Source organism: Streptomyces broussonetiae, assembly GCF_009796285.1.
Classification (GTDB): domain Bacteria; phylum Actinomycetota; class Actinomycetes; order Streptomycetales; family Streptomycetaceae; genus Streptomyces; species Streptomyces broussonetiae.
Window position 1 is genome coordinate 9,269,306 of the sequence record NZ_CP047020.1, and the last position, 15,261, is coordinate 9,284,566.

Here is a 15,261-nt window from a genome sequence, read left to right on the forward strand (position 1 = left end):
GGAGTCGCGTGGAGCGGGTGCGGCGCGGGCAGCGTCGGCGAGCCGGTCCGAGGCGGGTGGCAGGGCGTGTGGTCGGGCGGGTGGCCGGCCCTGGTCGTTCAGGGCGCTGTGCCCTCATTACGTACATATCCCCATTGCCTGGATATTCTGTGATGCGTGATCGAGTCTGGACGGCCGCGGTTCCGTAGTCGCCATGGTCGGGGGAGGTTTGTGCGGTTGTCGCCGATTGGTTTGACTGTTGTCATTGCCGGGCTGGCGTACGCGACTCCTCCGGAGATGGCCTTCAGTCGACTTCTGCCGGCGGCGCCGGCTCTGGCTGCGGCTATGTGGCCGGTGCTCCCCACTGTTCTGCTGGGTACGGTCTGTCTTGGCCTGATGCTCGGTCTGAGCGCCGTGTTCCCTGGCCTGGGGACGTGGTGGACGGCTTCGGGGATCATCGCGGTCACGGTGGCGGCCGCGTACGGAAGTCATGTCCGGCTGCAGCGGGAGCGGACGCTGTTTCAGGTGCGGCTGGTTGCGGACGCCGCGCAGCAGGTGGTGTTGAGTCCCTTGCCGCACCGTTTCGGGAGTGTCGAGATTGAGTCGTTGTATCTTGCGGCTGCGGCGGAGGCTCGTATCGGTGGGGATTTCTACGAGGTGGTGGACACGCGGTACGGGGTGAGGCTGCTCATCGGTGATGTGCGGGGCAAGGGCTTGCCGGCGGTGGGGGCGGCCGCGGCGATCGTCAATGCCTTTCGGGAGGCGGCCTATGGCGAGGCCGACATGGTCGATGTCGCGCGCCGGTTGGATGCCAGCAGTACGCGTTACAACGCCGCCTTTCCTCCCGAGGGGCCGATGGAGCGTTTCGCGACCGCTCTCCTGGTCGAGATCCCACACGGCGGCGGGCGTATCGGGATCCTCAACTGCGGGCATCCCCCGCCGCTGCTCCTGCAGGGTGGAGGACTTCGTGTCCTCGAGCCGACTGCACCGTCGCCCTTGCTCAGCCTCTCGGAACTGATCGGTGATCACTACAGTGTCGACACTTTCGACTTCGCCCGCGGGGACCTGCTGCTTCTCTATACGGACGGGGTTGCCGAGGCCCGGGCCCGTGACGGCGAGTTCTTTCCGCTGGCGGCCTGGATGCGCGGACAGCCCCCGGCGCCGCCCCATGAGCTGCTCGCGGCTCTTCACCGCGACCTCCTCCACTACAGCAAGGGGCGCCTTGACGACGACGTCGCCGCCCTCGCCGTGCGCCTGTCCGCACCCTCCGAGTGAGTCGGGCCCGAGTCGCGGCCGTGTGGTCTTCCCGGGTGACTGAGAGGCTTGGGGCTGGAACTGACACCGCGTGGCGTCATCCTGTTGGCCTGCGCCGACCGGCAGAACTGTCCGGCCGCGGTGAGGATGAGCGGGACAGGAGGGGGGAACCGAAAGGAGCCGATCATGTTCCGCTCGATGGCCACGGTACTGGCCGCTACTGCCCTCACCGGATTCCTGGGCGCCGGTATCGCCAGCGCCGTGCCCGACCAGTCCCCGGCCCTTGCGGCCGTCACCCAGCAGGTACGAGGCGGTGACGGCGACGGTGTCGGTGGCGTCGGCCCCGGCGGCAGCGACGTCGGTGTGGGTGTCGGTGGTCTCGACGCCAGTGGCACCGTCGGTGTCGGCGGTCTCAACGCCAGCGGCAACGAGGGCACCGGCGTCGGAGGCCTGTGAGGTTCCCGCCACTGTTTCCTGCCGGCCCTTGCCTTGTGGCGGGGGTCGGCAGGCTGTGGGGCACCGGCTGGCATCAAGTGGCGCTCTGTGGGTGCCCTGCATCAGGACGCCGCCGTCGCCAGCTCCGCGCCGAGGGCCAGGACATCAGAAACGAGGACGTGGGCCGCCTCTCCCTGCTCAAGGGCCGTGCAGTGGCTCAACGACCTCGCGGAGCCCTAAATGGCACGCTCCTGAACGGGGTCCCGGGATTCCGGGTGATCTGGATCATCGGCCGGGGCGGCGGCACGCAGCGCCGCCTCGACCCGGCGGTTGCTGGTCATGGTCGCGGTGATGGTGGTCATCGTGAGGAGGAGGCCGGCGGCGGTGTAGAGCGGGGTGCGTACGTCGTAGGTGGTGGCCAGCCAGCCGCCGAGGAAGGCGCCGAACGGGGCGGCGCACATGGCGAGCATGCGGGAGGTGGAGGCGACCCGGCCCATGAGGTGGGCGGGAACGATCGCCTGTCGGAGGGAGGGGCCGAGCACCATCGTGGCGCCCATACCCGCTCCGCAGACGGCGAGCGCGAGGCCGGCGACGTACGGGTTCGGGGCGGCGGCAAGGCCCAGAATGGCGAGTCCCTCGACTGCGGCCGTGCAGGTCAGTGCGGTGCCGGTGCCGAGTCGTCGGCCGAGGAAGGAGGCGATGCCTGCGCCGAGCAGACCGCCGGAGGCCTCCGCCGTGAGGAGCAGACCGAAGCCGAAGGTGTCGATGCCGAGACGATCGTGCGCGAAGAGGGCGAGTACGGTCTCCACGGCGAGGAAGGCGATGTTCCCGACCGCCGGACGCAGCGCGAGCCCGAGCAGCAGCTGATCCCGGAATACGTACGAGGCGCCGGCCCGCGCCTGCCGCAGCAGCGACTCACGGGCCTGCGGTACGGGCCGGGGCGCGGCAGGCAGTGACCGTACGAGCAGTGCGGAGAGCGCGAACGAGACCGCGTCGGCGAGCAGCGGAACCGCCCGCCCGAGCGCGAGCAGGGCACTGCCCGCGGGCGGCCCGGCGAAGCCGGACGCGGCGGTCTGGGCACCGCGCAGGCGGGAGTTGGCGCGCTCCAGGAACGCGGGGTCGCGGCCGAGCAGATCCGGTAGATAGGCCGTGGCAGCCGTGTCGAAGAAGAGTCCACCGAGGCCGAGCAGGAAGGCGACGGCCGCGAGCAGTGGAATGCTCAGCACGTCGAGCGCGCCGCCGCCGCCGGTATCGCGAGCAGCACCGCACGCGCCGCGTCCATGACCCACATCGTGCTCCGACGGTCCCAGCGGTCCACCAGCGCACCTCCGAGCACCCCGAAGAGCAGCCACGGCAGCGTTCCGGCGGCCGAGACGACGGCGAGCGCCATCGGATCCCGCGTCAACGTCAACGCGAGCAGCGGCAGCGCGGCATGCGACACCCCGTCACCGAGCGAGGACACCGTCTGCGCGGTCCACAGCCGTCCGAACCCGGGCGCCAACTTCCGGACGTCTGAGGTCACTTGGCGTCCCCTTCGGCCTGCTCGCGCGATGCCGGGTGGAACAGTGCGAAGACGAGTGACGCATCCGGCAGCGACGGATCGGACAGCTCCCGGTACTCGTCCGCCAGTGCCTGCAGCCGAGCCCCCAACTCCGCGAACTGCTCCTCGGTGAGCCGCAGATGCGCCATCCGAACATGCCGCTCGGCATCCACCGGCGCTGCCTCCAGGTCCGCCACTGCATGCCGCATCAGTACATCAGGGCCTCCCTCACCCGGATCCGGCAGCACGATCGACCGAGCGGCCATTGCGTAGTACCGCTCGGTGACCCCCCGGACCTTCCGCGTTCGCACCACCTTCACCAGGCCGGCCCGTTCGAGCAGCCGTACGTGGTAGCTGGAACTCCCCTTCGCAAGGCCCACCCGCTCGGCGATCTGCGTAATCGTCGCGGGCTCGAAGCGGAGCACGGCCATGATCCGGTGACGCGTGAGATTGGAAACGGCGCGTAGCTGTTCGTCGGTGGTGACGTGAAACGTCTCGGGAAGATCATCGGTAGGCATGAGAGCAATGGTCAATGATTCTTGACCATTAGGCAAGGGGCTTTCTCGAGGACTTCCAGAATCACGGCTTTGAGCGCGTGCCCTTCGGCCGCAACCTCGCCCGGGGCATGCCGTACCGGCACGACTCCCTGAAGAACCTGGTCGACGAGGCCGCTGCCCGCGCGTCCGTGAGCGAGGTGGTGGGCGACCGAGTACGTGCTGGGGAACCACAGTTCACGGTGAGTGCGTCACGGGATCGTGACGACTTCTCGGACGATCTTGCGAACCGCGAACGCTGACGACGTGGACGGGATCACCGACCTGCACACTCTGGCCCGCACTGCGTACTACCAGGCAGGTGGACTGTCGGACGTGCAGCTCGCTTCCCTCGACGCGCTCTCCAGCCGGAGGCAAGGCTGGATGCGCGCTGTCCAATCCGATGACCGGACTGTGTTGTGCGCGGAACGAGAGGGCGAGCTGGTGGGCATCTTGGCGATGGGCCCTCCCTGCGAAGCAGATCTCGATGCCGCATCCGTGGGCCGGCTCTACCAGATTCACGTCCGCCCCGGCCTTTGGGGACAGGGCATCGGCAGCCACCTGCACGCGGCGTTCGTGCAGTTCCTTCGCAACACGTCACTGGCCACGGGAGTACTGGAAGCATGGGAGCGCAACAGCCGGGCTCAAGCCTTCTACGCCCGGCACGGATGGCAGCCGGACGGACACCATCGGCCTGGTCCAGGTAACGCGAGCTACGTTCGCAGGCGCCTCGGTCGCCGGTGATCCGGTCGCCGTCCCCCGCTGTGTCTTGGCGCTGTGTCACCGTGACGGCAGGATCGGGCACCGGGGATCGAGGGACTGCCGAGTGGGCCAGCCGGTTCAGCCGGTCTCGGTCCGGTCTCGGTCCGGCCTTGGTTCCGTGGTTGTCCTGTTCTGTCGTGCTGGGTGCGTCGGGGCGGGCGCCTCACATTTTCTGGGCGCCGGCTTTGATGGCTTCCCGGATGCGGAAGTATGTGCCGCAGCGGCAGACGTTGCGGATGGTGTCGAGGTCGGCGTCGGTGATTTCACGGCCTTCTTCTGTGGTCTTGCGGACCAGGGCGACGGCGGCCATGATCTGGCCTGGCTGACAGTAGCCGCACTGGGCCACGTCCTGTTCGAGCCAGGCCTGCTGCATGGGATGCAGGTCCGCGCCCACGGTGGCCGGCAGGCCTTCGATCGTGGTGATCTCGTCGTCCGGACTGATGTTTTTGACGGGGATCGAGCAGGGGTTGACGGCCTTGCCGTTGAGGTGGCTGGTGCATGCTTTGCAGACGTTGATGCCGCAGCCGTACTTGGGGCCGGTGACGCCCAGAATGTCGCGCAGTACCCACAGCAGCCGTACGTCGTCGTCGACGTCGACGGTGACCTGTTTGCCGTTGAGGCGGAATGTGTGTTCGGGCACGGGGTTCCTTGTGTCGGGGGGTGTGTCAGTAGGCGTGGTCCAGGCCGTCGGTCGGTGACTGTGGGACGGGCGGGACGGTCGGTTTGGGAGTGAAGGAGAGGGTGCCGTGGTTGATCGGGAAGCTGGTGGGCAGGGTGCCGGTGGCGCGGCCGTAGGCGCAGGCGACCGCGGCCATCGACGCGGCGACGCCCAGTTCACCGGCGCCCCCGGGCTCTGCGGTGGTGGCCGGCATGACGATGATCTCCAGCTCGGGCGGGGTGTTCCACTGCCGGGTGTAGAAGTAGTTGTCCCAGCTGGCCTCGAGGAAGTAGCCGTCGCGCAGGTGCAGGCTGGAGGTCAGCGTCTGGGCGATGCCGTCCATGAGGCAGCCCATCATCTGTGCTTCCAGACCAAGGGGGTTGACGGCGAGGCCGACGTCCACGGCCAGGACGGCCTTGGTGACGCGGGGGCCGGCCACGCCGTCGCGGACGGGACGGTTGACGGTCTCGGGCCGACAGTCGATCTCCGCCAGCACCGCGCTGACGGAGTGGTACTCGCTGTGCAGGGCGATGCCCTGTGCGGTGCCGGCCGGCATTGCCCGGCCCCAGTTGCCGGCATCGGCGACTTTGTCGAGCACGGCACGGGCACGGTCGTCGTGCAGGAAGTCGTGCCGGAACCGGTAGGGGTCCTTGCCCGTCTTCGCGGCGAGCCGGTCGACCATGAGTTCCCGGGCGCAGGTGACGTCGGGGGAGTAGACGTTGCGCATGCTGCCGGTGTTGAAGCCCGTGCCGGTCTCGTTCAGCAGCCGGGTGCTGAGACCGAACTCGTAGGGCATGGACTGGGAGAGCTGGAAGAACGTCTCCGAGAACCCGAGGTCACCGACGGGGAGTTTGGCTGCCAGCGCGGTCAGGGCCTCGCCCAGTCCGTGGCTGAAGTCAGTGGAGATGCTGGTGTGTTGCTGCTTGTAGCCGAGTACCGTGCTGCCGAGGTAGTCGATGCGTACACGCGAGGTGGCCATGGGGTGGGCCCGCCCCTGGCGGCAGTCGTCGGCGCGGTGCCACATGAGCTTGACCGGTTTACCCATCGCCCGGGAGGCCTGCGCCGCCTCCAGCGCGGCGTCGAAGAAGAGCTTGCGGCCAAAGGACCCGCCGCCTTCGGTGACGTGCACGGTGACCGCCGACTCGGGAAGCCTCAGCGCGGCGGCGATGGTCTGCTTCGCGACGATCGGTGACTTGAGGGACGCCCAGATCTCCGCGCGGTCCGAACGCACGTCGGCCACAGCGCAGTTGGTCTCCAGCGCGCTGTTGCCGCGGAAATGGAACGTGAACTTCTCTTCCACGTACGGGGTGAGCGGCGAGAGCCCGAGGGGTGGTTCGGCCGCCTTCAGGTCCGCCAGCACGGAATCGTCCGACCGGCCTTCGGCGGTACCGGGCAGCCAGTGGACGTCCAGAGCGCGCACGGCGTCGATGCACTGGCCGAAGGTCTGCGCCCGCACGGCCACCCCGGTGGGGATCACGGCGACGTCGGTGACGCCCGCCATGGCGCGGACCTCGTCCGCATTGGCCACCGATCCGACGTGGCCGTTGATCGTGGGCGGGCGGCACACCATGGTCGGCCTGGCGTCCGGTACGTCGAGGTCCATCGCGAACTTCTTGCGTCCGGTGACCGCCGCCAGCGCGTCGAGACGGCCGCGCGGTGTGCCGATGACGGTGAACTTGTCCCGGGCTTTGAGTTCCACCGGGACCTGCTGTGTCGTTGTGCTCGCGGCTTTCTCGGCGAGTGCGCTGATGCCGATGCTCCGGCCCGCGGGGTCGGTGACGGCACCGGCCTTCAGTGTGAGATCGCTGACTGCCGCGCCGAGTTCGGTGGCGGCGGCTTGCAGCAGCCGACCCCGGGCGACCGCGGCGGCGACCCGGACCGGCCGGTAGGTGGAGACGGTCGTGTTCGACGCGCCGGTGAGCTGGTTGAACAGCAGTTCCGGCCGGGCGTCGGCCAGCTGCACGCGTATCCGCTCCAGCGGTACGTCCAGCTCCTCGGCGATCAGCATGGCCGTCGAAGTGGTGATCCCCTGGCCGACCTCGGCCCGCGGCAGCGCGAACGACACGGTGCCGTCGGTGTGGACCTCGACCGTGATCAGGTTCGAGGTCGGCAGCGCCGCCGCGGTCAACACGTCGTTGAGGTCGAGCAGTTGGGTGGGTTCCGGTGAGGGGATACCGGCTTCGGCCGCCGGTGCCGTACCGAACTCGGCGGCGGCCACCAGAGTCGGTGCCGCCAGCACGTACCCCAGGAACCGTCTGCGTCCGACTCCATGCCTACCGGGTACTTGATCTTCAGGGGCCCAACGGTCAGCGCCGGTCATGTACGCAAACCTCCGCTCTGCGCCGTCGCCGTCCACCTGGCCGCGCACCTGTGTCACCAGCCAACTCACTGGTTCTATCACGGTCTTGCCGGTTGCACACCGACCCAGCTGACCGAAAGTCAGGATTCTTTGTGCGGGGCCAAGTGCGCGCGGGAAGGCCCATGGCCGTGGCCCCTCACGCCCCTCTACGGCCCCCGCCCCCTCACGCCGGAACGCGAGCGGTGGTTCAGCCGAGGACCGCGGTGGCTTCGACCTCGACGAGATGGTCGGGGACGTCGAGTGCGGCAACGCCCAGCAGTGCGGCCGGCGGGACCGGAGTGCCCCCCGGCTTCGCTGCTGCCCGGGCGATCCCCTCCAGGAGCGGGGACATTTTGTCGGGGGTCCAGTCGACAACGTAAATGGTCAGTATCGCCACGTCGTCGAAGCCGCCGCCGGCTTCGGCGAGGGCGGTGTTGATGTTGAGGTAGCACTGTTCGACCTGGGCGGTCAGGTCGTGTCTTGCCGACCGTGACCTCCTCGGTGTCCCAGGCGACCTGCCCGGCGATGAAGACCAGTCTCGATCCCGAGGCGATCGACATCGGCCGGTGGGCATCGATCCTGGGCAGTCCGGTCGGGTTCACGAGAGTGACGGCCATTCTGTCCGCCTCCTTGCTAGACCCAGCACGGTCTCCGGCCGGCGCAACAGCGCGATGGCGATCCTGGGCCGGGCGATGAGCAGACGGCGCGCCGTCCTGGTCATGGGATCCGCCACCGCGCGACAACCCGCTCCCGCGAGCCGGTCGGACCTCCGCCCACCTCTCACACCCGGAACCGCCGCAGCAGCCCCGGCAGATGACGTCTAGGAGAAAATGCCGTCCCCAGCCGGAAGGTGAACAGCCACGTCATAGTTGGCAATCCGCCCCGCCAGCGCTCTCGGGCTCACGCCATGAACGTTGTCCCGGTCAGGGTCGGCTCCGTCTTCCAGAAGGAGCCGAATCGTCCCGCCTTCGCCCCGCGAACAGAACACCGCCCTCCACAACGGCGTATTGCCATGACGGTCCACGACATCGACCGCTGCGCCCGCGGCCAACAGGACTTCGACGGCAGCGGGCACCTGCGCCTGAGCAGCAAAATGCAGCGGAGTCCAACCCTCGGCATCGACAGCCCCCGGGTCGGCGCCCCGGGCCAACAGCGCCCTCAGGCCGTCCACATCACCATCGCCAGCCGCGGAGTGCACCGAGGCCCGCCCCAACCGATCCCGTTCCGTCATGCTGACCATCTTCACCTGGCTTGACGAAAGAGATAGGGGCACCCCCCCCGGTACGGCCCGATGAGCCGACCGGCGAGCGCATGCAGCGAGTCCTGCCCCGCCTCATCCGCCCCGGCGACGCTGCGAGCAATCTCCACCAGCTGATGCGACACCGACCGCTCCAGCACCCGCACAAGCGCCCGACGCACAGTACCGATCGGAGGCTCCGGCACCTGAACCGTCCCCAGCTGCACGGGCCATGCCGGCCTCGGCGAACCACGCCGGCACGGCCAGCGGCCCTCGCGGCCCTGCCGGAAGATGCCGAGCCGGCGCCGCCGCGCTCTCCACCACCGGATCGACCGCGTCCACCACCGGCCCTCGGCCACGCCCGAGCCCCCGCGGCCGATGCAGCGCCATCAACCCCGCCCGCCGCCGGCTCTCTCCAGCTGGCTCTTGGAGCCATCTGACGACTGGCTGGCCACACTGCCCTATGAGTACACCCGACGGCGCATCGCCATGGCGACCTTGGGCGAGGCGCGCCGGTTGTCCCGGCCGGCGTTCGTCAAGCCACCGAGTGACAAGAGCTTCCCGGCCGCCGTCTACGCCGACGGCGGTCGCCTGCCGACAGGGCCGGTGCTGTCACCGGACGTGCCGGTGCAGATCAGCGACGTGGTGACCTGGGCAGCGGAGTTTCGCCTGTACCTCCTGGACGGCGAGGTCCGCACGGGTTCGCAGTACGCCACCTTCGGCCGTCTCGAGCCCGAGCGGCTGGACGGGCACCGGTACGAAGACGCTGTCCTGGAGTTCGCGGACGATCTCCTGGCCACGAGCGGCGGTGGCCTGCCCAGCGCGGTGGTGGTGGACATCGGACTCCTGGCCACACCCGAGCACGGTGCCGCCGACCAGTGGGCGGTGGTCGAGGCGAACATGGCGGGGTTCAGCAATTGCTATGCCGCAGATCCTGACCGGGTCCTGGACGTCGTCCTGCGCTCAGCCGGTCCGCGGACACAGATGGCCCAGCGAGACCGCCCGTTCTGCCACAACATCGAGGACGCTCACCCGGTCGGCTGAAATGCCGGCGTGATCATTGGTTTCCGGCGCTCTGCCGGTCAGTGGCTCCTGTGCCGACTTCCTCGCGATTGTCCGTACTCCCTCCGGGGCCGGGCCTGCGCGGCGGCTTTGAGAAAGCGTACGGGAACGACGGTGTGTGGTCTCAGCACGAGCATCGCCGCCATCGGTCCTGAGGGGCGTTCAGGCTGGTTGGCAGAGTGAGCCGCCACGGAAGGGCCTCTGCCCGGCACGCTTCGCCGTCATGGCTCTTCGCCGGGGGCGGGGTGCGGATGAACGGGGCTCAGTCGCTGTCCTGGGCGTGGTGGTAGAGCTTGGCGATGTCGTCGTCGAAGTACGCGGCGTAGGAGACGTCGTCCTGGGCGCCGCCGCCCTCGTGGCCGCCCAGGACGCCGATGACCGTGCCGGTGTGGTTCTTGGGGTCGTAGTCGGCGAGCCAGGGGCTGCCACTGGTCCCGTCCTCGAGGTCGGTGCACTGGATGCGCAGCTGGGTGTCGCTGAACTTCGTGGTGCGGTTCTGGCACGAGATCGGGGTGGCACGGCTGCTGGGATAGCCGGTGATCTTGACCTTGTTGTCGAAGCCGCGGTTTATGCCGAGGGTGTTGCCGCCCAGGACGTCCTGGATGTTCCTGCCGTCCTTCTGGTCCAGGACGAGGAAGGCGACGTCGAGGTTCTCGTCCTGCGATGTGGCCCAGCGGTCGTCGACGACCACCCTGCTGACCTTCCACAGGCCGGCGGGTTCGTCGCCGTTGCGGTAGCCGGGGGCGAAGACCAGGTCGTTCCGCGGCTGTCCGGAGTCGGCGTCGAAGGCGCAGTGGGCGGCGGTGATCAGCATGTTCCGGCCCGGACTCTGCACCACGCTCGCCGTGCAGAAGTGGGCGCCCTGGTCGTCCTTCTCGAAGACTGCGCCGATCCGGGCGTTCTCCTCGGTCTTGCGAGGGGTGTACGCGTTGCCGTCCTTGGCCGGGGCCGTCGCGGAGAAGTCCTGGTCCTGGGCCTGCGAGGGTTGACCCGGCAAGCCGGACTTGCCGAAACCGCTGCGCCCGCCGCTTTTGGCCGTAGGGGTTTCCTCCACGACGTCGCCCGCCACTGCGGCTGCCCCGACGATGACCAGTGTCAGGGGCAGGATGGAATTCCTGATCAGCGAGCGCACAAGGTCATTATCGACGCGTGCCGGGAATTCGGCAGATGCTTCACCGGGAGGCTCCCGTCACAATCCATCCTCCGGACCGCCCATCGCCACCTCGGTCGAGCGTGCCAACCGCTGCGTCGTGCTCCTCACCTGCCGGCGAACACGGCGCCGACACCATCCGGGACGCCGTCCGCGTACGGGACGCCGTCCGCGTACGGGATACGCCATACGCAGTGCGGGATACGCCATACGCATCCGGTTCCTGCGGTACCCGGACACGCAGCGCTCCGGCGTCCAAGGCTGTGCCGGGCCGCGCCCCGGTAACCCGCGGGGAGCCCGGCGGGATGAACGGCCACGCCTGTGCCGGACTCAAGACATCTCCCCGGTGACACCAGCTCGGCCGGCGGCCGGTCGGGCGTGGTGGTGGGCACGCCTTCCCACGCCGGACCGCCGGACCGGAGTCCTCAGGCGCCCGCCAGGAGTTCGGGATGCTCGTGCTGGCAGGTTTCGCCGGTGCCATGGGTGTCCCAGGCGGGGAACGGGTCCGCGCTCGGCAGACCCTCCTGGTCGGCCATGAGGCAGTCGGTCAGAGCCGCGCGCAGTGCGCCCGCGTGCAGGTGCTTGCCGATGAAGACCAGTTCCTGGCCGAAGCGTCCCTCGCGGGCGAGTCGGTCGACCTCCTGGAGCAGGTCGTCGCGCAGGGTGCAGCAGATGCAGCCGTTGGTCATCCCGACGAGGCGTTCCTCGGTGCGTGACAGGGCTGCCTCGCCGCCGCGGACCGGAGCGGCGTCGATGTTGACCTCGCTCATGTCGTTGACGATGACCGCCACGCGCAGTCCCTCGCGGTTGCCGAGGACGTGGTTGAGGGCGGTGGTCCTGCCGGCGCCGAGGAATCCGGGCAGGACGGTGACGGGCAGTCGGGTGGTGCGCATGAACGATCAGTCCTCGGGGCGCAGGAGTCCGCGCTCGAAAGCCTTCGCCAGCCGCTGGGGCACCAGGTGCTGGACGCCGTCGACGCTGACCGGTACGAGCGTGGGCGTGGCCGCCTTCCACTGAGCGCGGCGGTGGCGGGTGTTGCTGCGGGACATCTTCCGCTTGGGAACGGCCATGGATTCCTCCTGGATGGGGGTGAGTGCGGTGGCGGCACACAAACGCTACATAAAAATGGGTTCCATTACCATTTTGGATCCCTGTACATCATCCACGGCCGCAGTCCGGGCACACCCCGGACAGCTCCACCGTGTGCCGGACGTTCGCGAAGCCGGAGGTTTGTGCGATGGTGTCCGCCCAGTCCTCGACCGGTCCGGAGTCGACGGGCCTGCTCAGGCCGCACCGGGTGCAGATGAGGTAGTGGCGGTGGTCGGGGCCGGGGCGGTAGCGGAAGAGGCGTTCGCCGCTCGTGTCGCGGACCATGTCGGCCCGGCCGGCGGCGGCCAGCGCGGTCAGGGTGCGGTAGACCGTGGACAGGCCGACCGGTGAGCCGTCGTCGGCGAGCCGGTTGTGGAGGGCCTGGGCGCCGACGAAGCCCTCGGCCCGGACGAACGCCTCGACGACGACGGCGCGTTGCTGGGTGTGGCGGCCGATCAGCGTGACGTCGGCCGACGGTGTGGGGGCGTGCGGTCGGTCGCGTTCCATCAGTGTGCCTTCGCTCAGGGGCCGGTGGGGACGGCGGTGGCGGTTCCCGTACGAGGACCGGGGACCGGCCGTCGTATCAGGAACGTCGCGGCGTAGACGGCCGTGGCGACGGCCATGATGGCGAAGCTCGGAGGCATCCTCGGCACCGCGTAGGAGGCGAACAGCCCTGCCCACATCTCCAGTACCGCCAGCCCGGCGGACAGGGCGAGTGCCCAATAGGGGCGGTCGGTGAGCCGGATCGCGGCGCCCGCGGGGGCGGCAAGCAGGCCGAGCAGGAGCAGGGAGCCGACCGCCTGGGTGGCCTCGGCGGCGCTGATCCCGGCCAGGGCGAGGAAGCCGGAGCCGAGCAGGCGGACCGGTACCCCGCGGGCTGCGGCGACGGCCTCGTCGAGCGTGGCGAACAGCAGCGGCCTGGCGATCACTACCACCAGCAGTCCGACTCCGGCCGCCACCACGGCGGCGACGACCGCACCGACGGCGGAGATGCCGAAGACGGAGCCGAACAGCACGCTGACACCCGCGGTTCCGTCGGCGGTGCTGCGGGATGTCGTGTAGAGGGTGATGAAGAAGGCGCCCAGGCCCAGGATCCAGGAGAAGACGCTCCCGATGACCACGTCGTCGGGACGGGCACGGCGGCCGAGGGTGCCGAAGAGCAGCGCCATGGCGATGGTCGCGGCGTACAGGCCCAGGCGCAGGTCGGCGCCGAAGGCGAGGGCGGCCATCGCGCCGGTGAAGGCGACATGGCTGAGCGCGTCGCCGGTGAAGACCTGGGCGCGCAGGACGAGGAAGTGGCCGACCAGTCCGCAGGCGGCGGCGATGGCGGTCCCGGCGAGGAGCGCGTGCTGGAAGAACGGCTGGGACAGCGGGGATGCGGCCAGCAGGACGGTCATGCCCCCACCTCCACGGACATGAGCCGGGCGCCGGTCCGGCTGCCGAGCAGCGTGTGCAGCGAGCGCCAGGCCAGGGCGAGTACGTATCCGGCGAAGGCGATGGTCGTCACGAAGAAACCCAGCGGGTAGGGCGAGTAGTAGGCGGCGGTCAGCCCGAGCCAGGTCGCGGCGAAGGCCAGCAGGACGGCCAGGGCCAGGCTCAGCGCCGGGCGGGCGGTGAGGACTTGCGCGGTGGCGGCCGGGATCACCATGAGGGCGAAGACCAGGAGGGTCCCGGTGATCTGGCTCGCCTCGGCGGTGGCCGCACCGAGCAGGACGAGGAAGACCACCGACAGGGCGCGGACCGGGACGCCGCGCCCGGCGGCGACCTGTGGGTCGACGGAGGCGAACAGCAGCGGCCGTCCGATCAGCGCCAGCACCGCGAGCACCACCGCGCCGACCACCGTCAGCACGGTCACCTGGGAGGAGGTGATTCCCAGGAAGGTGCCGAAGAGGATGGTCTGCGGTCCCTCCAGCAGCCCTCTGTACAGGGCGGTGAACAGGAACCCGGACGCGAGCAGGAACGCCTGCACGGTCCCGGTCAGCGCCGACTCCTCGTGCTCACCGCCACCCCGCAGGGCGGCGATGACCAGCGCGGCGGCCACGCACAGCGTGAAGTAGCCGTAGACCGCGCTGAACCCGAGCAGGAGCGCCCCGGCGGCGCCGGGGAAGGCGACGGCGGAGACGGTGTGCGCGGCGAACGTCTGCCGCCGCAGCACCACGAACCACCCCACGACCGCCGAGACCACGGCCACGACCGCGCCCGCGCGGAACGCGTTGACCATGAACGGGTACGACCACATCTCCTGGAAGTCGGCGAGGAGGTTCCACGACCACACCGGCGTGGTCCCTGCGTCAGCCAGCAGCATGACCGCTCCCCGGAGTGTCGTGCCGGTCGGTGTGCACGGCGGGCGCCTCCGGCCGGCCCACCACGACCAGCCGACCGTCGGAGGCCCGCAGCACCTCGACCGGCGTGCCGTACAGCCGGGTCAGCGTCCCGGAGGTGATGACCTCGGCCGGGGTGCCGACGGCGGCCCCGCCCTCGGCCAGGTACACCACGCGGTCCAGGTGGTGGAGTATCGGGTTCACGTCATGGGCGACCATGACCACCGACACGCCCTCGTGATGGCAAATGCGCCCGATCAGCGCCGCGACCGCGCCCTGGTTGGGCAGGTCGAGACTGTCCAACGGCTCGTCCAGCAGCAGCAGTTCGGGCCTGCGGACGAGCGCCTGGGCGATCAGCAGCCGCTGTTGCTCACCGCCGGAACACTGCCCGATCGGCCGGCGCGCGTACGCTGTCGCCCCGACCAACTTGATCACCTCGTCCACCCGCGCACGGTCGGCCCGCCGCCGCGCGCCCGGGAGGGGCAGCGGCACTCCCCATCGGTCGCCGTCCAGGCCGAGGCGCACCACGTCGATGCCGCGGATGCGCAGGGTGGCGTCGAAGCTGCGGCGCTGGGGCAGGTAGCCGATACGGTCGTTGGCCTGTCCTGGGCGGGCACCGAGCACCCGTACGTCACCGGCCGCCGCGGGCAGGGTGCCGAGCAGGACCTTGATCATGGTGGACTTGCCCACGCCGTTGGGGCCGAGCACGGCGGTGAACTCGCCGGTGCCGATGCGAAGGTCCACCCCCGACCACAGCGTCCGGCCGCCGACCCGTACGCCGGCGCCGCGCAGGTCGACCACTGGCCAACTTCCGGTTCCTGCGGCCGTGTCGTGGCCGTCGTCGTGGCTGCCGCTGCGGCGGCTGGGGACGGCCTCGCGGGCCTTCGCTGTCGGGTTCATGGC

Annotated in this window: 14 protein-coding genes and 3 pseudogenes; 4 read left to right on the forward strand and 13 right to left on the reverse strand. The window is 69.7% G+C overall.

Annotation, left to right across the window (positions count from 1 at the left end; all coding sequences use genetic code 11):
* Nucleotides 1-156: 156 nt before the first annotated feature.
* The gene (locus tag GQF42_RS42265) at nucleotides 157-1,254 is read left to right on the forward strand and encodes a PP2C family protein-serine/threonine phosphatase (protein WP_199272984.1); all 1,098 of its coding nucleotides are present in this window, start codon (nucleotides 157-159) and stop codon (nucleotides 1,252-1,254) included.
* Between the two features lie 165 nt (nucleotides 1,255-1,419).
* A complete protein-coding gene (locus GQF42_RS42270; RefSeq protein WP_158917443.1) occupies nucleotides 1,420-1,689 on the forward strand; it encodes a hypothetical protein in 270 nt (89 codons plus the stop codon).
* Nucleotides 1,690-1,904: 215 nt separating this feature from the next.
* On the opposite strand, the pseudogene GQF42_RS42275 reads toward GQF42_RS42270, so the two are convergent.
* Nucleotides 1,905-3,169 (reverse strand): annotated as a pseudogene (locus tag GQF42_RS42275) (MFS transporter).
* A 17-nt stretch (nucleotides 3,170-3,186) separates the two neighbouring features.
* On the reverse strand, nucleotides 3,187-3,726 hold the full coding sequence (locus GQF42_RS42280) for an ArsR/SmtB family transcription factor (RefSeq protein WP_158931263.1): 540 nt from the start codon (nucleotides 3,724-3,726) through the stop codon (nucleotides 3,187-3,189).
* A 282-nt stretch (nucleotides 3,727-4,008) separates the two neighbouring features.
* On the opposite strand from GQF42_RS42280, the gene GQF42_RS42285 reads away from it, so the two are divergent.
* Nucleotides 4,009-4,485 carry a GNAT family N-acetyltransferase gene (locus tag GQF42_RS42285; RefSeq protein WP_233273681.1) on the forward strand — a complete coding sequence of 159 codons (477 nt, stop codon included), beginning with the start codon at nucleotides 4,009-4,011 and terminating at the stop codon, nucleotides 4,483-4,485.
* A gap of 181 nt (nucleotides 4,486-4,666) precedes the next feature.
* Here GQF42_RS42285 and GQF42_RS42290 read toward each other — a convergent pair whose 3' ends face one another.
* The 4 genes and pseudogenes from GQF42_RS42290 to GQF42_RS42305 all read right to left on the reverse strand — a co-directional run bounded on the left by GQF42_RS42290 (nucleotide 4,667) and on the right by GQF42_RS42305 (nucleotide 8,739).
* Nucleotides 4,667-5,143 carry a (2Fe-2S)-binding protein gene (locus GQF42_RS42290; protein WP_158928928.1) on the reverse strand — a complete coding sequence of 159 codons (477 nt, stop codon included), beginning with the start codon at nucleotides 5,141-5,143 and terminating at the stop codon, nucleotides 4,667-4,669.
* Nucleotides 5,144-5,168: 25 nt separating this feature from the next.
* On the reverse strand, nucleotides 5,169-7,481 hold the full coding sequence (locus GQF42_RS42295) for a molybdopterin cofactor-binding domain-containing protein (protein WP_158928930.1): 2,313 nt from the start codon (nucleotides 7,479-7,481) through the stop codon (nucleotides 5,169-5,171).
* A 226-nt stretch (nucleotides 7,482-7,707) separates the two neighbouring features.
* A pseudogene (locus tag GQF42_RS42300) lies at nucleotides 7,708-8,116 on the reverse strand (RidA family protein).
* Nucleotides 8,117-8,319: 203 nt separating this feature from the next.
* Nucleotides 8,320-8,739 carry an ankyrin repeat domain-containing protein gene (locus GQF42_RS42305; RefSeq protein ID WP_158931267.1) on the reverse strand — a complete coding sequence of 140 codons (420 nt, stop codon included), beginning with the start codon at nucleotides 8,737-8,739 and terminating at the stop codon, nucleotides 8,320-8,322.
* A gap of 423 nt (nucleotides 8,740-9,162) precedes the next feature.
* On the opposite strand from GQF42_RS42305, the gene GQF42_RS42310 reads away from it, so the two are divergent.
* On the forward strand, nucleotides 9,163-9,780 hold the full coding sequence (locus GQF42_RS42310) for an ATP-grasp domain-containing protein (protein ID WP_233273682.1): 618 nt from the start codon (nucleotides 9,163-9,165) through the stop codon (nucleotides 9,778-9,780).
* A 280-nt stretch (nucleotides 9,781-10,060) separates the two neighbouring features.
* Here the strand turns inward: GQF42_RS42310 and GQF42_RS42315 are convergent, their stop codons facing one another.
* The 7 genes and pseudogenes from GQF42_RS42315 to GQF42_RS42345 all read right to left on the reverse strand — a co-directional run bounded on the left by GQF42_RS42315 (nucleotide 10,061) and on the right by GQF42_RS42345 (nucleotide 15,258).
* The gene (locus tag GQF42_RS42315) at nucleotides 10,061-10,930 is read right to left on the reverse strand and encodes a trypsin-like serine peptidase (RefSeq protein ID WP_158928934.1); all 870 of its coding nucleotides are present in this window, start codon (nucleotides 10,928-10,930) and stop codon (nucleotides 10,061-10,063) included.
* A 611-nt stretch (nucleotides 10,931-11,541) separates the two neighbouring features.
* Nucleotides 11,542-11,841 (reverse strand): annotated as a pseudogene (locus tag GQF42_RS47395) (GTP-binding protein); the annotation flags it as partial.
* Nucleotides 11,842-11,847: 6 nt separating this feature from the next.
* On the reverse strand, nucleotides 11,848-12,018 hold the full coding sequence (gene rpmF, locus GQF42_RS42325) for a 50S ribosomal protein L32 (RefSeq protein ID WP_158928938.1): 171 nt from the start codon (nucleotides 12,016-12,018) through the stop codon (nucleotides 11,848-11,850).
* An 88-nt stretch (nucleotides 12,019-12,106) separates the two neighbouring features.
* Entirely contained in the window at nucleotides 12,107-12,544 is a 438-nt protein-coding gene (locus GQF42_RS42330) for a Fur family transcriptional regulator (RefSeq protein WP_158928940.1), read from the reverse strand.
* A gap of 14 nt (nucleotides 12,545-12,558) precedes the next feature.
* A complete protein-coding gene (locus GQF42_RS42335; RefSeq protein WP_158928942.1) occupies nucleotides 12,559-13,434 on the reverse strand; it encodes a metal ABC transporter permease in 876 nt (291 codons plus the stop codon).
* Nucleotides 13,431-14,342, reverse strand: a complete 912-nt coding sequence (locus GQF42_RS42340; protein ID WP_158928944.1) for a metal ABC transporter permease — start codon at nucleotides 14,340-14,342, stop codon at nucleotides 13,431-13,433. The genes GQF42_RS42335 and GQF42_RS42340 overlap by 4 nt, the downstream gene beginning before the upstream one ends.
* Nucleotides 14,329-15,258: a metal ABC transporter ATP-binding protein gene (locus GQF42_RS42345; protein WP_158928946.1), complete on the reverse strand. Its 930-nt coding sequence runs from the start codon at nucleotides 15,256-15,258 to the stop codon at nucleotides 14,329-14,331. The genes GQF42_RS42340 and GQF42_RS42345 overlap by 14 nt, the downstream gene beginning before the upstream one ends.
* Nucleotides 15,259-15,261: the final 3 nt, after the last annotated feature.